This window comes from Burkholderia sp. APQ4-4ca (genome assembly GCF_057837105.1).
Genome location: NZ_JBYQCG010000235.1, coordinates 51,311 through 73,857, shown reverse-complemented (window position 1 = coordinate 73,857; position 22,547 = coordinate 51,311). Strand labels below are relative to the sequence as shown.

Sequence of the window (22,547 nt, the reverse complement as noted above, 5' to 3'; positions counted from 1 at the left end):
GCGACCGCGAGTGCGGTGATGCGCTCGATCTGCGTGGTGCTGTTGCGATAGAGCAGCGCGTCGCAGCGCGGACAGCGCGCGATCTCGCGGCCGGCGAGGCGCGGTTTATGCAACAGTGCGTCGCATTCGTGGCAGGCAATCAGGTCGTATCGTTGCATGGAAAAGGCGGTGTCGCGACGGCTGGGGAAACGCGTCGACGGGGCCGGAACCCGCGCCAATCTTACCAAAAGGGCTTTTTCGATGCGTCAAGGATCGTGCGCTGCGTGACCGATCGGTAACATGACAGGAAGCCGTCAGCCGGCTGGCGTGCCTGTCCTCAGAGTCCGCGCGCGTCAAAAGGTTGCGGTAGCATGGCGCCCTTGACGTGCGTCGGACGAATTTACCGGCGCAGCCGTTCGCTGAACTGAGGAACCGAAGATGGCATCGAACCCGCCGCCGGCCGTGCCGGCACGCTACGCGCATACCGCGATCGCACTGCACTGGCTGATCGCGCTGCTGATCGTCTGCGGCTTCGCGCTCGGCTGGGTGATGACGGACATCCCCGGCTTCACGCCGACCAAGCTGAAGTACTTCTCGTGGCACAAGTGGATCGGCGTGACGGTGTTCGCGCTGGCCGTCCTGCGCGTGCTGTGGCGTGCGACCCACGTGCCGCCGCCGCTGCCGGGCGATACGCCGGCGTGGCAGCGCGCGGCGTCGCACGGCGTGCACATGCTGCTGTACGTACTGATGATCGTGATCCCGGTCACGGGCTACCTGTACAGCTCGGCGTCGAACATCCCGGTCGTCTATCTCGGCATCGTGCCGCTGCCGCGCCTGATCGCCCCCGATCCGGTGCTGAAGGAAACCTTCAAGACGCTGCACGTCTCCTTGAATTACATTCTGCTTGCGCTCGTCGCGATGCACGTGCTCGCGGCGCTCAAGCACCAGTTGTTGGACCGCGACGGCCTGTTGTCGCGCATGCTTCCCTTTGCCAAATGAAGGATCCCATGAAAGTGTCTTTCTCCCGCTCCATGCTGACCGCGTTCGCCGCGGCGGCGCTTGTCGCGTCGGGCGCGGCGCATGCCGACGTCGATCTCGCGAAGAGCAAGGTGTCCGCCGTGTCGAAGCAGATGAACGTGCCGACCGAAGGCGCGTTCAAGAAGTTTTCCGCGCAGGTGAAGTTCGACCCGGCGAAAGCCGCGCAGGGCAGCGCGCAGATGACGATCGACGTCGCGAGCTTCGACCTCGGCGACAAGATGTACAACGACCAGGTCGCCGGCAAGGACTGGTTCGACGCGAAGACCTATCCGCAGGCGACCTTCGTGTCGTCGGCGATCGCGCCGGCCGGCGGCAACAAGTACAACGTGACCGGCAAGCTGACGATCAAGGGCAAGGCCGAGACCGTCACGGTGCCCGTCACGGTCGCGCAGAACGGCGCGACGCAGACGTTCGACGGCGTGCTGCCGATCAAGCGTTCGGCCTTCAACGTCGGCACCGGCGAGTGGAAGGACACGTCGGTCGTCGCGGACGAAGTGCAGATCAAGTTCCATCTCGTCACCACGAAGTAAGCGGCGGGTCGCCGCGTCAACTGAATGCCGCGCGAGGGCGCGGCGCCGTTCCCAGGAGAAAAGGTTTGAAAAAGCATCTGATCATCGCCGCAGGCGCGCTGGCCGCTTCGCTGTCGTTCTCGGCCTTCGCCGAAAGCGCGACCTACCAGTTCGACCCGAGCCACACGTACCCGAGCTTCGAAGCCGACCACTTCGGCGGCCTGTCGGTCTGGCGCGGCAAGTTCGACAAGTCGAGCGGCACCGTGACGCTCGATCGCGCGGCGAAGACCGGCACGGTCGACGTGACGACCGACATCGCGTCGATCCACACGGGCAGCGCGAAGCTCGACGAGCACCTGCAGACGGCCGACTTCTTCGATGTGGCGAAGTTCCCGCAGGCGAACTACAAGGGCACGATCAAGTTCGACGGCGACAAGCCGGTGTCGGTGGTCGGCAACCTGACGCTGCATGGCGTCACGAAGCCGCTGACGCTGAAGATCGATTCGTTCAAGTGCATGCCGCACCCGATGCTCAAGCGTGAAGTGTGCGGCGTCGACGCGGTCGGCGAATTCAGCCGCGACGATTTCGGCCTCGACTACGGCAAGCAGTACGGCTTCAAGATGAAGACGAAGCTGCTGATCACGGCCGAAGCGGTCAAGCAGCAGTAAGGCTCCCAGCGAGGCCGGCGCGTCGCGCCGGCCGCCGCGGGCAAACCGCCGCGCTCCCATGACCGGGGGCGCGGCGGTTTTTTTTGCGCGCCTATAATCGCCCGAACGCCGTATGCGACCGTGCGGCGCCGGGCAGGCCGACGGCGCGACGGCGGCCGCCCCGAACAGAACGTACAACGACAAGGAGATCGCCGATGCATGCCGTCACGCAGTCCAGCTCCATTGCCTCGTCGCCGCGCGTGTGGCGCGCGGTGGTCGCCGCGTCGATCGGCAACGCGCTTGAGTGGTTCGATCTCGTCGTCTACGGCTTTTTCGCGGTGACGATCGCCAAGCTGTTCTTCCCGGCCGGCAACGACACCGTGTCGCTGCTGCTCACGCTCGGCACGTTCGGCGTGTCGTTCTTCATGCGCCCGCTCGGCGCGATCGTGCTCGGCGCGTATGCCGACCGCGCGGGCCGCAAGGCCGCGCTTACGCTGTCGATCCTGCTGATGATGGCCGGCACGCTGATCATCGCGGTGCTGCCGACCTACGGGACGATCGGCGTCGCCGCGCCGGTGATCCTCGTCGCCGCGCGGCTGATGCAGGGCTTCTCGGCCGGCGGCGAATTCGGCAGCGCGACCGCGTTCCTCGCCGAGCACGTGCCGGGCCGGCGCGGCTTCTTCGCGAGCTGGCAGGTCGCGAGCCAGGGGCTCACGACGCTGCTCGCCGCGGGCTTCGGCACCGTGCTGAACGCGCAGCTCACGGCCGCGCAGATGGCGTCGTGGGGCTGGCGCGTGCCGTTCTTCTTCGGGTTGCTGCTCGGGCCCGTCGCGTACTACATCCGCGCCAAGGTCGACGAGACGCCCGAATTCCTCGCGGCCGAAGGCACCGCGAACCCGCTGCGCGATACGTTCGCGTCGCACAAGGCTCGTCTCGTGGCCGCGATGGGCGTGGTCGTGCTCGGCACCGTCGCGACCTATCTCGTGCTGTTCATGCCGACCTACGGCGTGAAGCAGCTCGGCCTCGCGCCGTCGGCCGCGTTTGCCGCGATTCTCGTCGTCGGCGTGATCCAGATGGCGTTCGCGCCGCTGGTCGGCCACTGGTCGGATCGTTACGGCCGCGTGCGCGTGATGATCGCGCCGGCCGTCGGCATCCTCGTGCTGATCTATCCGGCGTTCGCGTATCTCGTCGCGCATCCGGGCTTCGGCACGCTGATCGCGCTGCAGGTGCTGCTCGCGTTCCTGATGACCGGCTACTTCGCGGCCCTGCCGGGGCTGTTGTCGGAGGTGTTCCCGGTGCAGACGCGCACGACCGGGATGTCGCTCGCGTATAACGTCGCGGTGACGATCTTCGGCGGCTTCGGGCCATTCATCATCGCGTGGCTGATCCGCGAGACGGGGATGAAGACGGCGCCGAGTTTCTACCTGATGTTCGCGGCCGTGCTGAGCCTCGCGGCGCTGGTCGTGCTGCGGCGGCGGTTCGGGTTTCGCTGAAACGGGCGGGCGGCGCGTCAGTCGTCGACGCGCTCGCACGCCGGCTGCGTCGGCATCGGTTGCGCGAACGGGTCGGGCGCCAGCCGGTCCGCCCATAAAAAAACCGGCCCAAACGGGCCGGCCTTGCTTCGATGCCGAAACGGCGTGGCGCTTAAACCTGCGCGCCCGCGTTCGGATCGTCCGGATCGTGCGCGGTCTTCTTTTCCTTGATCAGGTCTTCGCGCTTGATGCCGAGCCACATCGCGAGCGAGCCCGCGACGAACACCGACGAGTAGATGCCGAACATGATGCCGACCGTCAGCGCGAGCGCGAAGTAGTGCAGCGTCGGGCCGCCGAAGAAGAACATCGACAGCACCATCATTTCCGTCGACGTGTGCGTGATGATCGTGCGCGACATCGTGGTCGTGATCGCGTGGTTGATCACTTCCTGCACGCTCATCTTGCGTTCGCGGCGGAACGTCTCGCGGATCCGGTCGAAGATGACGACCGACTCGTTGACCGAGTAGCCGAGCACCGCGAGGATCGCCGCGAGCACCGCCAGCGAGAACTCCCACTGGAAGAACGCGAAGAAGCCGAGAATGATCACGACGTCGTGCAGGTTGGCGATGATGCCCGCCACCGCGTACTTCCATTCGAAGCGGAACGACAGGTAGATCACGATGCCGATCACGACGCACGCGAGTGCGAGCAGCCCGTCGGTCGCGAGCTCGCGGCCGACCTGCGGGCCGACGAACTCGACGCGCTGCAGCGTGACGTCCGGGCTCTGCGCCTTCAGCGCGCCCATCACCTGGTCGCTCTGCTGTGCCGACGTGAGGCCTTCCTTCAGCTGCAAGCGGATCAGCACGTTGCGCGACGTGCCGAAGTTCTGCACTTGCGCGTCGGCATAGCCGAGCTTGCCGAGCGTCGCGCGCACGGGCTCGAGCTCCGCGGCCTGCTGATACTGCACCTCGATCACCGTCCCGCCGGTGAATTCGACCGACAGGTGCAGCCCGCGGTGGAACAGGAAGAACACGGCGGCGAGGAACGTGACCAGCGAGATCACGTTGAACACCAGCGCGTGCCGCATGAACGGAATGTCTTTACGGATGCGGAAAAATTCCATGGCTTCGTCTCCGGGGCCTTATTGGGTCGAGCCCGGTTTCTTCGGCGACACGCCTTGCTGCGCGCGGTTGCGCAGCTGCGGCTTGCCGGCGCGCGGCGCGTTGCCCTTCGCCGGGGCGGCGAGCTTCGCGGCGCGCGCGGTGTCGGTCGATTCGTCCGCGTCGGTGAACGACGCGGCGGCGGCGCCTTCCGGCTTCCACACCTGGCCGATCGCGAGCGACTTCAGCTTCTTGCGGCCGCCGTACCAGAGGTTGACGATCCCGCGCGAGAAGAACACCGCGGAGAACATCGACGTCAGGATGCCGAGGCAGTGCACGATCGCGAACGCGCGAACCGGGCCCGAGCCGAACGCGAGCAGCGCGAGGCCGGCGATCAGCGTCGTGACGTTCGAGTCGAGAATCGTCGCCCACGCATGCGCGTAGCCGGACTGGATCGCGAGCTGCGGCGGCTGGCCGGCGCGCAGTTCTTCACGCACGCGCTCGTTGATCAGCACGTTCGAGTCGATCGCCATACCGAGCGCGAGCGCGATGGCCGCGATACCGGGCAGCGTCAGCGTCGCCTGCATCAGCGACAGTACCGCGACGAGCAGCAGCAGGTTCACCGACAGGCCGATCACCGACACTACGCCGAACAGCATGTAGTACGCGATCATGAACACGGCGATCGCGCAGAAGCCCCAGATCACCGAGTGCACGCCCATCCTGATGTTGTCGGCGCCGAGGCTCGGGCCGATCGTGCGTTCCTCGATGATCTCCATCGGCGCCGCGAGCGAACCGGCGCGCAGCAGCAGCGCGAGGTCGGCCGCCGCCTGCGGCGTCGGCTGGCCCGTGATCTGGAAGCGGTCGCCGAGTTCGGACTGGATCGTCGCGACCGTCAGCACTTCGCCCTTGCCCTTCTCGAACAGCACCATCGCCATCGGCTTGCCGATGTTGTCGCGCGACACCGTGCGCACCGCGCGGCCGCCCGCCGAATCGAGGCGGATGTTGACCGACGGACGCTGATGTTCGTCGAAGCCGGCCGACGCGTCGATGATGCGGTCGCCGGTGAAGATCACGTCCTTCTTCAGCAGCACGGGCACCTGGTTGCCCTGCGTGAACAGCTCCTCGCCCGGCGGCACGGGGTCGTTCGGGTTCGGGTGCGTGTTGATCGGATCGGCGAGGCGCGCCTCGAGCGTCGCGGTGCGGCCGATGATGTCCTTCGCCTTCGCGGTGTCCTGCACGCCCGGCAGTTCGACGACGATGCGGTCGCTGCCTTGCTGCTGGAGGATCGGCTCGGACACGCCGAGCTCGTTCACGCGGTTGTGGAGCGTCGTCAGGTTCTGCTTGAGCGCGGCGTCCTCGACCGACTTCTGCACGGCCGGCGTGAAGGTGCCGACCACCTGCGTGCCGCCGCCGCCGGGCTGGGTCGCCCATTGCAGCTCGGTGATCGACGCGGCGAGCACCTTGCGGGCGTCTTCGGCGGTTTGCGCGTCGCTGAAGTTGACGACCACGGACTGATCGACGCGGCTCACGCCGCCGTCGCGGATGTTCTTGTCGCGCAGCAGCGAGCGCGCGTCGGACGCGTCCGAGTCGAGCTTCTTCGTGAGCGCGCCCGTCATGTCGACCTGGAGCAGGAAGTGCACACCGCCGCGCAGGTCGAGGCCGAGATACATCGGCAGCGCGTGCAGCGCGGTCAGCCAGCGCGGCGACGCGCTCTGCAGGTTCAGTGCGACGACGTACTGCGGATCGTTCGGATCGGTGTTCAGCGATTTCTGCAGCAGGTCCTTGACGCGCAGCTGCGTATCGGTGTCCTTCAGGCGCACGCGGATGTTCGCGTTGGTCGCCGTGTTCTCGAAGGTGATGTCGTCCGGCTTGATCTGCGCGGATGCGAGCGCCGATTCGACCTGGGTCAGCGTGGTCGAGTCGAGCTTGACCGTGGCCTTGCCGCTCGACACCTGCACCGCCGGCGCTTCGCCGAAGAAGTTGGGCAATGTGTACAGAAGGCCGATGGCGAGCGCCACGACCATCACGACATATTTCCAGAGTGGGTAACGATTCATGAGGGGGCCGAACGGGTGGTTGGCGTGAAAGCGTCGCGTCCGGCGCCGCGGCGTCCCGCTCTCTCAGGCGGGCACGGCGCGGGGAGCCGGACGCTCGGTGTAAGCCTTACAGCGACTTGATCGTGCCCTTCGGCAGAATGGTCGTGACGGCAGCCTTCTGCACGGTGATTTCGGTGCCTTCGGCGATTTCGACGCCGATGTAGCCTTCGGTGACCTTCGTCACCTTGCCGACGAGGCCGCCGCTCGTGACGACTTCGTCGCCCTTCGCCATGGCCGCGAGCATGTTGCGGTGTTCCTTCTGGCGCTTCATCTGCGGACGGATCATGATGAAGTACAGCACCGCGAACATCAGGATGAGCGGCAGGAAGCTCATCAGGCTCGATTCGGCGCCACCGGCACCTTGCGCGAAGGCATTGGAAATGAACGGCACGTTGGTCTCTCCGTAGGGGAAGATCGAAAAATAAGCCGGTTATTCTACCACCGGCCCCATGCGCAAACGGCGTGGCAAATGCGCTTTCGGATCAAGCTGTTAAAGCACGAACCGATACCGTTGCGGCTTGTTTGGAAAGGCAATTGCAATGTTTCGCGGTCGCGACCGGCATCGGGACGGCTCAATTTAGTACTCGTCCAATGCGGCGGACCGCGGCGCGGGCCGCCGGCCCGTCAGTCGACCCCTCTGGCCCGATCCTCCGCGAAGCGCTGCCGGAACGCGTCGAACATATGCGTTTCGATCGCGTCGCGGATCTCGTTCATCAGCTGCAGGTAGTAGTGCAGGTTGTGGATCGTGTTCAGCTGCGCGCCGAGGATCTCGCCGACCCGGTGCAGGTGATGCAGGTAGCCGCGCGAGAAGTTCCGGCACGTGTAGCACGAGCAGGTCGCGTCGAGCGGCTTCAGCGAGTTCTTGTGCGTCGCGTTGCGGATCTTCACGTCGCCGAAGCGCGTGAACAGCCAGCCGTTACGCGCGTTGCGGGTCGGCATCACGCAGTCGAACATGTCGATGCCGTTCGCGACGCCCTCGACGAGATCCTCCGGCGTGCCGACGCCCATCAGGTAGTGCGGCTTGTTGGCCGGCAGCTTCGGGCCGACGTGGCGCAGCACGCGCATCATGTCTTCCTTCGGCTCGCCGACCGACAGCCCGCCGATCGCGAGGCCGTGGAAACCGAGTTCGGCGAGGCCCGCGAGCGATTCGTCGCGCAGGTCCTCGAACATTCCGCCCTGGACGATCCCGAACAGCGCGTTCGGGTTGCCGAGCCGGTCGAACTCGTCGAGCGAGCGCTTCGCCCAGCGCAGCGACATGCGCATCGAGTCGGCCGCTTCCTTGTGCGTGGTCGGCACGCCATTGGTCGCATACGGCGTGCACTCGTCGAACTGCATCACGATGTCCGAGTTCAGCACCTTCTGGATCTGCATCGACACTTCCGGCGAGAGGAACAGCTTGTCGCCGTTGATCGGCGACGCGAACGTGACGCCGTCCTCGGTGATCTTGCGCAGATCGCCGAGCGAGAACACCTGGAAGCCGCCCGAATCGGTCAGGATCGGCTTGTTCCAGCCCATGAAGCCGTGCAGGCCGCCGTGCGCGTCGATCGTGTCGAGGCCCGGGCGCAGCCACAGGTGGAACGTGTTGCCGAGGATGATCTGGGCCTTGATCTCGTGCAGCTCGCGCGGCTGGATCGCCTTCACGGTGCCGTACGTGCCGACCGGCATGAAGATCGGCGTTTCGACCGTGCCGTGATTGAGCTTCACGCGGCCGCGGCGCGCGTGGCCGTCGGTCGTCAGTAGTTCGAATTCGAGCCCGTTGGCGGGGCGGTCCTGCACGGGGGCGCTCGGATCAGCGTGCGTATCGTGGGATGAACCTTCGGTCATCGCGTCATTCTCCTTGCCACCGAAGAACAGTTCGGCGCATGTTGGAAACGCCGCCGGGCAACCGGCGGCGGGAAAAGCGGGTGCGCGCATCGTAGCGCGTACGGCGGGAAAACGGGGGCAACAGCGCTGGACGCGACCGCGCGGCGCGCAACGGCTGCTGGCAATCGCAGGCCGGTGCGTGTTCGCGCCCGCCGCGCTTAAGCGCCCGGCGCCTCCGGCGTGTCGCGCCGCGTGAGCAGCATCGCGTCGCCGTAGCTGAAGAACCGGTAGCGTTCTTCGATCGCGTGCCGGTATGCGGCGCGGATCGTCTCGACGCCCGCGAACGCGGACACCAGCATCAGCAGCGTCGACTTCGGCAGGTGGAAATTCGTGACGAGCCGGTCGACCACGCGGAAACGGTAGCCGGGCGTGATGAAGATGTCGGTTTCCGCCTGCGTGGCCGCGAGCGGGCGGCCCGCTTCGTCGGCCGCGCGCGCCGCGGCTTCGAGCGCGCGCATCGACGTCGTGCCGACCGCGATCACGTTGCCGCCTCGCGCGCGGGTCGCGGCAATCCTGTCGACGAGCGACTGCGGCAGGTCGTACCACTCGCTGTGCATCTTGTGCTCGGCGATGTTCTCGACGCGCACCGGCTGGAACGTGCCGGCGCCGACGTGCAGCGTGAGCGTCGCGCGCTCGACGCCCATCGCGTCGAGCTTCTCCAGCAGCGGCTGGTCGAAGTGGAGGCCGGCCGTCGGCGCGGCGACCGCGCCCGGGTTGCTCGCGTAGACGGTCTGGTAGCGCGTTTCGTCGGTCGCGTCGGCGTCGTGCTCGATATACGGCGGCAGCGGCAGCCGGCCGTACTGCTCGATCAGGTCCAGGCATGGCGCGGGGAAATGCAGCGTGAAGAACGGCTCGACGCGCTCGCCGACCGTCACGTCGAACGCGTCGGCCAGACGCAGCGTCGTGCCGGCGCCCGGAGACTTGCTCGCGCGGATCTGCGCGAGCGCCGTGTGCGTGCCGGTCACGCGCTCGATCAGCACCTCGATCTTGCCGCCGCTGGCCTTCTGGCCGAAGAAACGCGCCTTCAGCACCTTGGTATCGTTGAACACGAGCAGGTCGCCGGGCGCGATGCACGACGGCAGCTCGGCGAAACGGCGGTCGACGAGGCGTGCGGGCTCGACGCTGCGATCCACCTCGAGCAGGCGGCTCGCGGTGCGATCGGGCAGCGCGGTTTGTGCAATCAGCTCGGGCGGCAGATTGAAATCGAAATCGGAAAGCGTGAACATGCGGGCTGGTTCGAAGCGGCCGGCGGGCGTCGCCGGCAGGGCGGAAACGCGTAAATGGGGCGCGCGAGCCGCTATGATGGCGGGATGCGCGGCCTGGCCGGCGTCGTTGGTTCGGACGACGTGAAAGCCGCTATTGTACTTGCCTTGCGAAGCACCCAGACGATCCGATGCCTGTGTCACCACGCCGTTCCCCCGCTGCCGTCGCCGATTCCGCCGATCCGTTCGACGCGGACGATGCCGCCACGCCCGCGCCGCCCGCATCGGCCGCCGGCGCCCGCCGCGCCGGCCCGAAGCGCGGCGCCGACGGCCGGCTCGCGCAACCCGCGGCCGCCGCGCCCGACGTCGAACCGGGCGCGGGCGGCGACGAAGCCGGCGCATCCGGCGCATCCGGCACGAAGCGCAAGAAGAAGCCGGCGGCCGACAAGCCGGTGAAAACCGCCGACAAGCTCGCGAAACTCGGCCTCACGCGCTCGATCGATCTCGTGCTGCATCTGCCGATGCGCTACGAGGACGAAACCACGCTCACCCCGATCGGCGAACTGCTACCGGGCGGCATCGCGCAGGCCGAAGGCGTCGTGTTCGACAACGAGGTCACATTCCGTCCACGTCGTCAGCTCGTCGTGAAGATCCAGGACGACGACGGCGAGCAGCTCGTGCTGCGCTTCCTGAATTTCTACGGGTCGCAGGTCAAGCAGATGGCCGTCGGCCAGCGGCTGCGCGTGCGCGGCGACGTGCGCGGCGGCTTCTTCGGGATGGAGATGGTGCATCCGGCCGTGCGTGTCGTCGAAGCCGACGCGCCGCTGCCGCAGGTGCTCACGCCCGTCTATCCGAGCACGGCCGGCGTGTCGCAGGCGTATCTGCGCAAGGCGATCGAGAACGCGGTCGAGCGCACGCCGCTGCCCGAACTGCTGCCGCCCGAGATTCAGCGCGATTACCTGAAGCCGCTCGACGTGCCGTCGCTCGAGCAGGCGGTGCGCATCCTGCACCATCCGCGCGTCGATTCCGACGAAGCCGCGCTGATGGACGGCTCGCATCCGGCGTGGACGCGCATCAAGTTCGAGGAGTTGCTCGCGCAGCAGTTGTCGCTCAAGCGTGCGCACGAGGAGCGCCGCACGCGCGCGGCGCCCGCGATGCCGCGCCGCGCCGCGACCGATACCGACGCGCTGACCACGCGCTTTTACGCGGCGCTGCCGTTCACGCTGACGGGCGCGCAGGCGCGCGTCGTCGACGAGATCGCGCACGACCTCACGCTCGCGCACCCGATGCAGCGGCTGCTGCAGGGCGACGTCGGCAGCGGCAAGACGGTCGTCGCGGCGCTGGCCGCCACGCAGGCGATCGACGCCGGCTACCAGGCCGCGCTGATGGCGCCGACCGAAATCCTCGCCGAACAGCACGCGCGCAAGCTGCGCGCATGGCTCGAGCCGCTCGGCGTCACGGTCGCGTGGCTCGCGGGCAGCCTGAAGGCGAAGGAGAAGCGCGCGGCGATCGAGGCGGCCGCGCTCGGCACCGCGCAGCTCGTGATCGGCACGCACGCGATCATCCAGGACACGGTCGAATTCGCGCGGCTCGGCCTCGTGATCGTCGACGAGCAGCACCGCTTCGGCGTCGAGCAGCGTCTCGCGCTGCGCGCGAAGGCCGCGAACGCGGCCAACGGCGCACGCGACTTCCAGCCGCACCAGCTGATGATGTCGGCCACGCCGATTCCGCGCACGCTCGCGATGACGTACTACGCGGACCTCGAGGTGTCGACGATCGACGAGCTGCCGCCCGGCCGCACGCCGGTGCTGACGCGGCTGGTGGGCGACGCGCGGCGCGAAGAAGTGATCGCCCGTGTGCGCGAGGCCGCGCTGACCGGGCGGCAGGTGTACTGGGTGTGCCCGCTGATCGAGGAAAGCGAGACGCTGCAACTGCAGACGGCCGTCGAAACCTACGAGACGCTGGCCGCGGCGCTCCCCGAGTTGAAGGTCGGCCTCGTGCACGGCCGGCTGTCGCCGGCCGACAAGGCGGCCGTGATGGACGCGTTCACGCGCAACGACGTGCAACTGCTGGTCGCGACGACCGTGATCGAGGTCGGCGTCGACGTGCCGAACGCATCGCTGATGGTGATCGAGCACGCGGAGCGTTTCGGCCTGGCGCAGCTGCACCAGTTGCGCGGCCGCGTCGGGCGCGGCACCGCGGCGTCGGTGTGCGTGCTGCTGTACACCGGGCCGCTGTCGATCGCGGGCCGCGAGCGGCTGAAGACGATGCGCGAGACGACCGACGGCTTCGAGATCGCGCGGCGCGACCTCGAAATCCGCGGCCCCGGCGAATTCCTCGGCGCGCGCCAGTCGGGCGCGGCGATGCTGCGCTTCGCGAACCTCGAGACCGACGGCTGGCTGATCGATCCGGCCCGCGAGGTCGCGGCGCGGTTGATTGCCGCGTATCCGGAGGTCGTCACCCAGCATCTCGCGCGCTGGCTCGGTGCGCGCGAGCAGTACCTGAAAGCCTGATCGACCGGCCTTGGGGCCGGATCGAAAGCCGCCACTCGACGCATCGCGATGCAGAGAAACTTGGCGAACCGGTGCCAACAGGTGTATAAATTAAACCTATCGCCTGTATATCCCTGATTGACCCACAATGACCCTGACTGAATTGAAGTACATCGTCGCGGTCGCGCGCGAGCGGCATTTCGGCCGCGCGGCCGAAGCGTGCTTCGTGAGCCAGCCGACGCTGTCGGTGGCGATCAAGAAGCTCGAAGACGAGCTCAACGTGCAGATTTTCGAGCGCGGCGCGAGTGAAGTGAGCGTGACGCCGATCGGCGACCAGATCGTCACCCAGGCGCAGCGCGTGCTGGAGCAGACCTTCGCGATCAAGGAGATTGCGAAGCAGGGCAAGGACCCGCTCGTCGGCCCGTTCCGCCTCGGCGTGATCTACACGATCGGGCCGTACCTGCTGCCGACCCTCGTCAAGCAAATGATCCAGCGTGTCCCGCAGATGCCGCTGATGCTGCAGGAGAACTACACGCTGAAGCTGCTCGAACTGCTGAAGCAGGGCGAGATCGACGCCGCGATCATGGCGCTGCCGTTCCCCGAAACCGGCCTGATGGTGCGGCCGCTGTACGACGAGCCGTTCGTCGTCGCGCTGCCGGCCGGCCATCCGTGGGAGAAGCGCGACGAAATCGACGCCGAGGACCTGAAGCAGGAAACCATGCTGCTGCTCGGCAACGGCCACTGCTTCCGCGATCACGTGCTCGGCGTGTGTCCGGAACTGATGCGCTTCTCGCAGACGGCCGACGGCATCCAGAAGACCTTCGAGGGCTCGTCGCTCGAAACCATTCGCCACATGGTCGCGAGCGGCGTCGGCATCACCGTGCTGCCGCGGATGTCGGTCGCCGAGATCGGCCCGCGCGCGAACGGCCCCGATGCCGAGCTTTTGTCGTACGTGCCGTTCCACGAACCGGTGCCCGACCGCCGCGTGGTGCTCGTGTGGCGCAAGAGTTTCACGCGGATGCCCGCGATCGACGCGATCAGCGACGCGATTGCCGCGTGCCAGCTGCCGGGTGTCGCGAAGCTCGACATGCCGGCGACCATGAACTGACGCAGGCGCGCATGCGTGTGTGGCAGCGTGATGAACGGGGTCGTACGACCCCGTTTATTTTTCCCTATCGAATAGATGAAATTTATTAAATTCAAATAATCGATAGGGGTAAATAGAATCCTCTACATGGATCGGCGTCGCATGCCGAGGTGCGGGATGCAGGTTGAATGCAGGCGTCAAAGGAGGATGTCATGATGCGGTCGGTATTGCAGCGCGCGCAGCGGAACACCCCGTCGCGCGACACGGTCGTACATCGCGCCAGGGCGGCGGTTCGCAGCCTGCGTCCGATTGCGTTCGCATACCTGGCGGATCGTGTGTATGGCGGATGAGTGTCGCCGCACGCCGGTCCTGTGTTCCCCCGATTCACCCGCCGTCGAGCGATGAGGGCCCATTGCATGTCCGATACCCGACAAGCCGGCCGCGTCCTTGAGCGCCTCGCCTGCGGCGCGTGGCAACGGAAGCGCGTGCCGAAGGCCGCGCACGACATTCCGTAGTACGACAGGAGGAACCGCCTGTTCCGTTTCATCCCCCGCAATGCTCCACGAACCGCGCCCGGCACGTGGGGGCCTACGAGCAAGACAAGGAGAAAAAAGCATGTCGAACGAAACGAAGTGCCCGTTCAACCACACCGCAGGCAGCGGCACGACGAACAAGGACTGGTGGCCGAATCAGCTGAACCTCAACGTCCTGCATCGGCATTCGGCGCTGTCCGATCCGATGGACCCGGATTTCGACTACGCGGAAGCATTCAAGAAGCTCGATCTCGCCGCGGTGAAGCAGGACCTGCACGCGCTGATGACGACGTCGCAGGACTGGTGGCCGGCCGACTTCGGCCACTACGGCGGCCTGTTCGTGCGCATGGCATGGCATAGCGCCGGCACGTACCGCACGGCCGACGGCCGCGGCGGCGCGGGCGGCGGGCAGCAGCGCTTCGCGCCGCTCAACAGCTGGCCGGACAACGTGAGCCTCGACAAGGCGCGCCGCCTGCTGTGGCCGATCAAGCAGAAGTACGGCCGCAACATCTCGTGGGCCGACCTGCTGATCCTGACCGGCAACGTCGCGCTCGAATCGATGGGCTTCAAGACGTTCGGCTATGCGGGCGGCCGCGCCGACACGTGGGAACCGGACGACGTCTACTGGGGCTCGGAAAAGATCTGGCTGGAACTGAGCGGCGGCCCGAACAGCCGCTACACGGGCAAGCGCGAGCTCGAAAACCCGCTCGCCGCGGTGCAGATGGGCCTGATCTACGTGAACCCGGAAGGCCCGGACGGCAATCCCGACCCGGTCGCCGCCGCGCACGACATCCGCGAGACGTTCGCGCGGATGGCGATGAACGACGAGGAAACGGTCGCGCTGATCGCGGGCGGCCACACGTTCGGCAAGACGCACGGCGCCGGCCCGGCGTCGAACGTCGGCCCCGAGCCGGAAGCCGCGGGCATCGAGCAGCAGGGCCTTGGCTGGAAGAGCACGTTCGGCACGGGCAAGGGCAAGGACACGATCACGAGCGGCCTCGAAGTCACGTGGACGTCGACGCCGACGCAGTGGAGCAACGACTTCTTCAAGCACCTGTTCAGCTACGAGTGGGAGCTCACGAAGAGCCCGGCCGGCGCGCACCAGTGGGTGGCGAAGGATGCCGGCGAAGTGATTCCCGATGCGTACGACGCGTCGAAGAAGCACCGTCCGACGATGCTGACGACCGACCTGTCGCTGCGTTTCGACCCGGCCTACGAAAAGATCTCGCGCCGCTTCTACGAGAACCCGGCCGAATTCGCCGACGCGTTTGCTCGCGCGTGGTTCAAGCTCACGCACCGCGACATGGGCCCGCGTTCGCGCTATCTCGGCCCGGAAGTGCCGGCGGAACACCTGCTGTGGCAGGACCCGGTCCCGGCCGTCGATCACCCGCTGATCGACGACGCCGACGTTGCCGCGCTGAAGGCGAAGGTGCTGGCCACGGGCCTGTCGGTGTCGCAGCTCGTGTCGACCGCATGGGCGTCGGCGGCGACGTTCCGCGGCTCGGACAAGCGCGGCGGCGCGAACGGTGCGCGCATCCGCCTCGCGCCGCAGAAGGACTGGGAAGTGAACCAGCCGGCGGCGCTCGCGGCGGTGCTCGAAGCGCTCGAAGGCGTGCGGAAGGCGTTCAACGATGCGCAGACGGGCGGCAAGAAGGTGTCGCTGGCCGACCTGATCGTGCTGGCCGGTGCGGCCGGCGTCGAGCAGGCGGCGAAGCACGCGGGTATCGCGATCACGGTGCCGTTCGCACCGGGCCGCACGGATGCGTCGCAGGAAGAAACCGACGTCGACGCGATGGCCGTGCTCGAGCCGGTGGCGGACGGGTTCCGCAACTATCTGAAGCACGCGTACACGACGCCGGCCGAGGCGCTGCTGGTCGACAAGGCGCAGCTGCTGACGCTGAGCGCGCCGGAGATGACGGTGCTCGTCGGCGGCCTGCGCGTGCTCGGTGCGAATGTCGGCGATGCGAAGCATGGTGTGTTCACCGATCGTCCGGAAACGCTGACGAACGACTTCTTCGTGAACCTGCTCGACATGGGCACCGAATGGAAGCCCGTGTCGGCCGCGAACGACGTGTTCGAAGGGCGCGACCGCGCGACGGGCGCCGTCAAGTGGACGGGCACGCGTGTCGACCTGATCTTCGGTTCGCACTCGCAGTTGCGTGCGCTGGCCGAGGTGTACGGCAGCGCGGATGCGAAGGAGAAGTTCGCGCGCGATTTCGTGGCGGCCTGGAACAAGGTGATGAACCTCGACCGCTTCGACCTCGCATGAACCCGGCCGCGTGCCGATGCGGTAACGCGGTAATGCAGTAATGCAGTAATGCAGTAATGCAGTAAATGCAGCAACGTGAAACGGCCGGTCCGGCGACCGGCCGTTTCTTCTCTGAACGATGTCTTGTCAAAGGAGTGACGACCATGACGCAAATGATGCTCAACGTGCGCGCGGCCGCGTCGCCCATTCTGCGCTCGCCGGCGGAGCTGGCGCGCTACGCGGCCGGCTTCGCGATCGTCGTCGGCGGGGCGGCGGAGCTGGCCTCGCAGGCGCTGCACGCGCTGGCGCCGATCGTGTCGGCCGCCGGCGGCTGAACGCTGCGACGATCGCTTCGCGACGCTAGAATGGCGAGTCGCGAACGCGTGCCGCACGACACGGCATGCGGATTGCTCGACGCATTTTCGCCGGTTCAACATGTCGAATGAGGAGTCCCGAAGATGGCCAAGAAAGGCAACGCCACGCAGATCAACATCGGTATCAGCGACAAGGACCGCAAGAACATCGCGGATGGCCTGTCGCGCCTGCTTGCCGATACGTTTTCGCTGTACCTGAAGACCCACAATTTCCACTGGAACGTGACCGGGCCGATGTTCAACACGCTGCACCTGATGTTCGAGGAGCAGTACAACGAACTGTGGCTCGCGGTCGATTCCATCGCCGAGCGCATTCGGACGCTGGGCGTCGTCGCGCCCGGCACGTTCGCCGAATTCGCGAAACTGTCGTCGGTGCCGGAAGCGAAGGGCGTGCCGGCCGCCGAGGACATGATTCGCCAGCTCGTCGAAGGGCACGAGACGGTCGTGCGCACCGCGCGCGAAATCTTCCCGATCGCCGACGCGGCGAGCGACGAGCCGACCGCCGACCTGCTCACGCAGCGCCTGCAGACGCATGAAAAGACCGCATGGATGCTGCGGTCGCTGCTCGCGTAAGCCCGGGCGCGGCCGGGGACGGCAGGCTGGCCCGCTCCTGGGCGGGGCCGACTCTGGCCCCGGATTGACGTGCGTTGGGGCGCGGCCGCGCGCGGCGTGCCGCGGCGGCCCGCCCGCTCGTTGCGGACGCCGGCCGCGGGTCGCGCCGACATGACGCGGAACACCGGTCGGCTCTAAAATGCCGGGATTCTCTTCCCGGTGCTTCGCCATGCTTGCCCGCTTTCCCCTGTATCTGCGGCTCGTCCGGATGGACAAGCCGATCGGCAGCCTGCTGCTGCTGTGGCCGACGCTCAACGCGTTGTGGATCGCGTCGGACGGCCACCCGCGCTGGCCGCTGCTCGTGATCTTCACGCTCGGCACGCTGCTGATGCGCTCGGCCGGCTGCGCGATGAACGATTACGCCGACCGCGATTTCGACCGCCACGTGAAGCGCACGGCCGACCGGCCGCTGACGTCGGGCAAGATCCGCGCATGGGAAGCCGTCGCGATCGCGGTCGGGCTGTCGTTCATCGCGTTCCTGCTGATCCTGCCGCTCAATACGCTGACGAAGGAATTGTCGGTCGTCGCGCTGTTCGTCGCCGGCTCTTATCCGTTCATGAAGCGCTTCTTCGCGATTCCGCAGGCGTATCTCGGCATCGCGTTCGGCTTCGGCATCCCGATGGCGTTCGCGGCCGTACAGGACACGGTGCCGGCGCTGGCGTGGGTGATGCTGGTCGCGAACATCTTCTGGTCGGTCGCGTACGACACCGAATATGCGATGGTCGATCGCGACGACGACATCAAGATCGGCATTCGCACGTCCGCGCTGACGTTCGGCCGTTTCGACGTCGCGGCCGTGATGGCGTGCTACGCGGCGACGCTCGGCATCTACGTGTGGATCGGCGTGACGCTCGGCTTCGGCCTCGCGTACTGGGTGGGCTGGGCGGCGGCGGCCGGTTGCGCGCTGTATCACTACACGCTGATCAAGGATCGCGAACGGATGCCGTGCTTCGCGGCGTTCCGCCACAACAACTGGCTCGGCGGCGCGCTGTTCGCGGGGATTGCCGCGCATTACCTGCTGGCTGGCAACTGAACGACGCTGCGCGCGTCTTTTCGCGCGGCGCCCACGAAAAAGCGACCCGAGGGTCGCTTTTTTGCGCCCGGCGCCGGACAAACCGGCGTCGCTGTCACGCTTACGCGCGGCCGAGCTCGTCGCCCATTTCCTTCGCCCGCGCTTCGGCCGCGAGCGCGCCGCGCACGATCGCTTCCTTCACGCCCTGCGCGTCGAACGCCGCAAGCGCGGCGGCCGTCGTGCCGCCCTTCGACGTCACGCGTTCGCGCAGCACGCTCGCCGGTTCGCCCGATTGCGCGGCGAGTTGCGCGGCGCCCGTGAACGTCGCGACCGCGAGCGCGTGGCCCTGCTCGTCGTTCATGCCGAGACGGCGCGCGGCTTCCTGCAGCGCCTCGATGAAATAGAACACGTACGCGGGGCCGCTGCCCGAAATCGCGGTGACCGCGTCGAGCTGCGATTCGTCGTCGAACCACACGATCTCGCCGACCGCGCCGAGCACGTTCGACGCGAGTTCGCGGCCGGCCGCGTCGACGCCCGGCAGCGCGGCCAGGCCCGTCACGCCCATGCCGACCAGCGCGGGCGTGTTCGGCATCGTGCGCACGACGCGCGCGTAGCCGCCGAGCCAGCGGGCGAGATCCGTACCGCGGATGCCGGCCGCGATGCTGATCACGAGCTGCGACTTCAGGTGCGGCGCGAGCGCCTGCGCGACGTCGTGCAGCACCTGCGGCTTCACCGCGAGCACGATCGCGTCGTAGTCGGCGAGCGTCGCGTCGATGGCCGCGCCGGTACGGATGCCGAACTGCTGCACGGCGCGCGCGCGGACGTCTTCGTTGACGTCGATGGCGTACAGGCCGTCCGCGGCGACGCCGCGCTTGATCAGGCCGCCGATCAGGGCCGCGGCCATGTTGCCGCCGCCGATGAATGCGATTTTCATGATGTCGGGAATGAGCGAGTGAGTGAACGGAAAGGCGGAAAAGGGCGCGGCGTTCAGTGCGCGTAATCGCGTGCGCCGAAGATCGCGGTGCCGACGCGCACGATCGTCGCGCCTTCGAGCACCGCGGCTTCGAGATCGGCGGACATGCCCATCGACAGCGTGTCGAGCGGCAGGCCCTCGGCGCGCAACGCGTCGAACAACGCGCGCAGCGCGCGATGCGGCGCGCGTTGCGCGTCGGTGTCGCCGGCCGGTTCGGGAATCGCCATCAGGCCGCGCAGCCGCAGCGACGGCAGCGCGGCGACCGCACGCGCGACTTCCGCCACGTCGGCCGGCGCGACGCCGCTCTTCGACGCCTCGCCGCTGATGTTCACCTGCACGCACACGTTGAGCGGCGGCAGGTGCGCGGGGCGCTGTTCCGACAGGCGCTGCGCGATCTTCAGCCGGTCGACCGAATGGACCCAGTCGAAGCGCTCGGCGACGGGGCGCGTCTTGTTCGATTGCAGCGGCCCGATGAAATGCCATTCGAGGCTCGCGCGCAGGTCGGCGAGCGCGTCGATCTTGTCGATCGATTCCTGCACGTAGTTTTCGCCGAACGCGCGCTGCCCGGCCGCATGCGCGGCGCGCACGTCGTCGGCCGGGAACGTCTTCGACACGGCGAGCAGCGAGATGGTGGCGGGATCGCGGCCGGCCGCGCGGGCGGCGTCGGCGATGCTGCGGTGAACGGAGTCGAGGCGGGCGGCGAGATCGGACATGACGGGCACGAAAGCAGGCACGGAAGGCACGGAAGCGGGCATGAAGCCGATGCGCCGCGACACGCCGCGCATCGATCCGCTCATTATACGGACGCCGTGCGTGCGCCCGTCCGCCCGTTGCGCGCAGGGACGGCGGGGTCTAGCCGTACAGCAAATGCTCGACGAGCTGAATCCAGTGGGCGACCGGCACCTGCGTGCCGCTTTGCAGGTGCGCGATGCAGCCGATGTTGCCGGACACGATCATCTGCGGTTCGAGCGCCTGCAGCTTCAGCAGCTTCTGCTTGCGCAACCGGTACGACAGCGACGGCTGCGTCAGCGAGTAGGTGCCGGCCGAGCCGCAGCACAGGTGGCTGTCGGCCGGCAGCCGCACGTCGATGCCGAGCGTCTCCAGCAGGCGCTCGACCTTGCCGCGCGACTGCTGGCCGTGCTGCAGCGTGCACGGCGGGTGGTACGCGACCGTATGGATCGCGCGGCGCCGCGCGATCGTCGCGAGTTCGGCCTCGAACGCGAGCAGCACGTCGGAGACGTCGCGCGTCAGCGACACGATGCGCTGCGCCTTCTCCGCGTAGGCCGGATCGTCGCGCAGCAGGTGCGCGTATTCGAGCACCGTCGCGCCGCAGCCCGACGCGTTCATCACGATCGCCTCGGCGCCCTGTTCGACGTGGGGCCACCACGCGTCGATGTTGCGGCGCGCGTCGTCGAGCGCTTCGTCGTGATAGTTCAGGTGCAGGCGGATCGCGCCGCAGCAGCCCGCGTCGGGCGCGACGACCGTCTCGATGCCGAGCGCGTCGAGCACGCGCGCGGTCGCGATGTTGATGTTCGGCAGCATCGACGGCTGCACGCAGCCGCCGAGCATCAGCATCTTGCGCGTATGCGTGCGGTGCGGCCATTCGAGCAGCCGCGTGCGCGGCGGCACCTTGTCGCGCAGCCGCTTCGGCAGCAGCGGCCGCACGTGCTGGCCGAGGCGCATCACCGGCGAGAACAGCGCGGCGTTCGGCACGACGCTCGCGAGCACGCGGCGCATCAGCCGCTGCTGCGCGGGGCGCTCCACCCGCGCCTCGACGTGCTTGCGGCCGATCTCGACGAGCCGGCCGTACTGGACGCCGGACGGGCAGGTCGTCTCGCAGCTGCGGCACGTGAGGCAGCGGTCGAGGTGCTGTTGCGTGCTGCGCGTGACGGCCGCGCCTTCGACCATCTGCTTGATCAGGTAGATGCGGCCGCGCGGGCCGTCGAGTTCGTCGCCGAGCAGTTGATAGGTCGGGCAGGTCGCGGTGCAGAACCCGCAGTGCACGCACTTGCGCAGGATCGCGTCGGCCTCGTCGCCGTCGGGCGTGTTGCGGATGAAATCGGCGAGATTCGTTTGCATCCAGCCCTCAGAGATCAGGGTAAAGCCGGCCGCGATTGAAGATGCGCGCGGGATCGAACGCGCTTTTCAGCCCGCGGTGGATTTTCATCATCGGCGCGGGCAGCGGCGTGAACACGCCCGCGCTGCGGTCGTAGGTGTCGCCCGCGCGGAACAGCGTCGCATGGCCGCCGGCCTGCTTCGCGCTCATGCGCACGGTTTGCGCGTCGGCGTCGGTGATCCACCAGCGCTGCGCGCCGCCCCATTCCATCAACTGGGTGCCGGGCAGGTGCATCGGTTCGGTGATCGACGGCAGCGACAGGCGCCACAGCGCGTAGCCGGGCGGGATGCCGTTGAAGAACGGGTCGGTGTGCTCGCGCAGGCCGGCCCAGAAGCGCTCGGCCTCGACCGCGTCGACGACTTCGCCGCCGAGCAGCGTTTTCGCGGATTTCACGGCGGCTTCCGCGCCCGACAGGCGCAGCACCAGCGTGCCGTTGCGCCACGCGCTCGCGCTGACCGGCAGCGGATGGCCGCCCCATTCGTTGAGCTTGCGCACCGCGTCGGTCGCGGTCATCTCGAACTTCAGCGTGACCTCGGCGACGGGCATCGGCAGCACCTTGATCGACAGGTCGAGCATCAGCCCGAGCGTGCCGAGCGCGCCGGCCATCAGCCGCGACACGTCGTAGCCGGCGACGTTCTTCACGACCTGCCCGCCGAAGCGCAGCATTTCGCCGCGGCCGTTCATCAGCGTGACGCCGAGCACGAAATCGCGCGGTGCGCCGCAGGTGGCGCGGCGCGGGCCCGCGAGGCCAGCCGCGACGCAGCCGCCGACGGTGGCCGCGCGGCCGAAATGCGGCGGCTCGAACGGCAGCATCTGGCCGCACTCGGCGAGGACGGTTTCAAGCTGCGCGAGCGGCGTGCCCGCGCGGACCGTGACGACGAGTTCGGCCGGGTCGTACGACACGATGCCCTGAAACGCGCGCGTGTCGAGTATTTCGCCCTCGAGCGCCTGGCCGTACCAGTCCTTGGTGCCGCCGCCGCGAATCCGCAGCGGCCGGCCGTCGGCACTGGCCGCGCGAACGCGCTCGGCCCATCCGGCGACGATGTCGTCCTCTTCCATGTTCCGTTGCTGCCTCGACTTGTTGTTCGGTCGATTGTACCGGGGTGGCGCGATTCCACATCGCGACTATCCCTAAGCCCCGTCTCGCGTGCGGCATGCCGGCGCCGGTGCGGGGCCGCGCCGTGCGGCCCG

The 22,547-nt window shown here is 67.7% G+C and carries 19 protein-coding genes and 1 pseudogene; 10 read left to right on the top strand and 10 right to left on the bottom strand.

Translation table 11 applies throughout. The features are described 5' to 3' along the window. A pseudogene (locus AC3IFE_RS30150) lies at positions 1–158 on the bottom strand (paraquat-inducible protein A); the annotation flags it as partial. A gap of 259 nt (positions 159–417) precedes the next feature. Here AC3IFE_RS30150 and AC3IFE_RS30145 point away from each other — a divergent pair. From AC3IFE_RS30145 to AC3IFE_RS30130, 4 genes are all read left to right on the top strand, one after another. Further along, positions 418–978 (top strand): cytochrome b, encoded by a 561-nt coding sequence (locus AC3IFE_RS30145; RefSeq protein ID WP_489193873.1) that lies wholly within the window; start codon positions 418–420, stop codon positions 976–978. An 8-nt stretch (positions 979–986) separates the two neighbouring features. Beyond that, a complete protein-coding gene (locus AC3IFE_RS30140; RefSeq protein ID WP_489193871.1) occupies positions 987–1,547 on the top strand; it encodes a YceI family protein in 561 nt (186 codons plus the stop codon). Positions 1,548–1,612: 65 nt separating this feature from the next. Further along, a complete protein-coding gene (locus AC3IFE_RS30135; RefSeq protein ID WP_489193869.1) occupies positions 1,613–2,194 on the top strand; it encodes a YceI family protein in 582 nt (193 codons plus the stop codon). Between the two features lie 194 nt (positions 2,195–2,388). Next, complete coding sequence (locus tag AC3IFE_RS30130) at positions 2,389–3,666, top strand: MFS transporter (RefSeq protein WP_301738023.1); 1,278 nt, start codon at positions 2,389–2,391, stop codon at positions 3,664–3,666. Positions 3,667–3,817: 151 nt separating this feature from the next. On the opposite strand, the gene secF is transcribed toward AC3IFE_RS30130, so the two are convergent. The 5 genes from secF to queA form a co-directional block, all read right to left on the bottom strand. Continuing rightward, entirely contained in the window at positions 3,818–4,768 is a 951-nt protein-coding gene (secF, locus tag AC3IFE_RS30125; RefSeq protein ID WP_006482457.1) for a protein translocase subunit SecF, read from the bottom strand. Positions 4,769–4,786: 18 nt separating this feature from the next. Next, positions 4,787–6,805: a protein translocase subunit SecD gene (gene secD / locus AC3IFE_RS30120; RefSeq protein WP_089466711.1), complete on the bottom strand. Its 2,019-nt coding sequence runs from the start codon at positions 6,803–6,805 to the stop codon at positions 4,787–4,789. 106 nt (positions 6,806–6,911) lie between these two features. Continuing rightward, complete coding sequence (gene yajC, locus AC3IFE_RS30115) at positions 6,912–7,235, bottom strand: preprotein translocase subunit YajC (protein ID WP_006476868.1); 324 nt, start codon at positions 7,233–7,235, stop codon at positions 6,912–6,914. Between the two features lie 233 nt (positions 7,236–7,468). After that, positions 7,469–8,668, bottom strand: a complete 1,200-nt coding sequence (tgt, locus tag AC3IFE_RS30110; protein WP_489193866.1) for a tRNA guanosine(34) transglycosylase Tgt — start codon at positions 8,666–8,668, stop codon at positions 7,469–7,471. A gap of 197 nt (positions 8,669–8,865) precedes the next feature. Beyond that, positions 8,866–9,933, bottom strand: a complete 1,068-nt coding sequence (gene queA / locus AC3IFE_RS30105) for a tRNA preQ1(34) S-adenosylmethionine ribosyltransferase-isomerase QueA (RefSeq protein WP_089466712.1) — start codon at positions 9,931–9,933, stop codon at positions 8,866–8,868. A 167-nt stretch (positions 9,934–10,100) separates the two neighbouring features. Here queA and recG point away from each other — a divergent pair, with 167 nt between their 5' ends. The 6 genes from recG to ubiA all read left to right on the top strand — a co-directional run bounded on the left by recG (position 10,101) and on the right by ubiA (position 18,288). After that, a complete protein-coding gene (gene recG, locus AC3IFE_RS30100; RefSeq protein ID WP_489193863.1) occupies positions 10,101–12,422 on the top strand; it encodes an ATP-dependent DNA helicase RecG in 2,322 nt (773 codons plus the stop codon). Positions 12,423–12,549: 127 nt separating this feature from the next. Continuing rightward, positions 12,550–13,509, top strand: a complete 960-nt coding sequence (locus tag AC3IFE_RS30095; RefSeq protein ID WP_089466714.1) for a LysR substrate-binding domain-containing protein — start codon at positions 12,550–12,552, stop codon at positions 13,507–13,509. Positions 13,510–14,103: 594 nt separating this feature from the next. Further along, a complete protein-coding gene (gene katG, locus AC3IFE_RS30090) occupies positions 14,104–16,290 on the top strand; it encodes a catalase/peroxidase HPI (protein ID WP_489193861.1) in 2,187 nt (728 codons plus the stop codon). A 143-nt stretch (positions 16,291–16,433) separates the two neighbouring features. Then, on the top strand, positions 16,434–16,604 hold the full coding sequence (locus AC3IFE_RS30085; protein ID WP_489193859.1) for a hypothetical protein: 171 nt from the start codon (positions 16,434–16,436) through the stop codon (positions 16,602–16,604). A gap of 123 nt (positions 16,605–16,727) precedes the next feature. After that, positions 16,728–17,216, top strand: a complete 489-nt coding sequence (gene dpsA / locus AC3IFE_RS30080) for a non-specific DNA-binding protein DpsA (RefSeq protein ID WP_089466716.1) — start codon at positions 16,728–16,730, stop codon at positions 17,214–17,216. Between the two features lie 208 nt (positions 17,217–17,424). Then, positions 17,425–18,288 carry a 4-hydroxybenzoate octaprenyltransferase gene (ubiA, locus tag AC3IFE_RS30075; protein ID WP_301738031.1) on the top strand — a complete coding sequence of 288 codons (864 nt, stop codon included), beginning with the start codon at positions 17,425–17,427 and terminating at the stop codon, positions 18,286–18,288. 100 nt (positions 18,289–18,388) lie between these two features. On the opposite strand, the gene proC is transcribed toward ubiA, so the two are convergent. The 4 genes from proC to glcE all read right to left on the bottom strand — a co-directional run bounded on the left by proC (position 18,389) and on the right by glcE (position 22,415). After that, complete coding sequence (proC, locus tag AC3IFE_RS30070) at positions 18,389–19,201, bottom strand: pyrroline-5-carboxylate reductase (protein ID WP_489193856.1); 813 nt, start codon at positions 19,199–19,201, stop codon at positions 18,389–18,391. Positions 19,202–19,254: 53 nt separating this feature from the next. Beyond that, the gene (locus tag AC3IFE_RS30065; RefSeq protein ID WP_489193927.1) at positions 19,255–19,953 is read right to left on the bottom strand and encodes a YggS family pyridoxal phosphate-dependent enzyme; all 699 of its coding nucleotides are present in this window, start codon (positions 19,951–19,953) and stop codon (positions 19,255–19,257) included. A gap of 139 nt (positions 19,954–20,092) precedes the next feature. Further along, entirely contained in the window at positions 20,093–21,319 is a 1,227-nt protein-coding gene (gene glcF / locus AC3IFE_RS30060; RefSeq protein WP_301738033.1) for a glycolate oxidase subunit GlcF, read from the bottom strand. A gap of 7 nt (positions 21,320–21,326) precedes the next feature. After that, positions 21,327–22,415 carry a glycolate oxidase subunit GlcE gene (gene glcE / locus AC3IFE_RS30055; protein ID WP_089466721.1) on the bottom strand — a complete coding sequence of 363 codons (1,089 nt, stop codon included), beginning with the start codon at positions 22,413–22,415 and terminating at the stop codon, positions 21,327–21,329. Between the last annotated feature and the right edge of the window lie 132 nt (positions 22,416–22,547).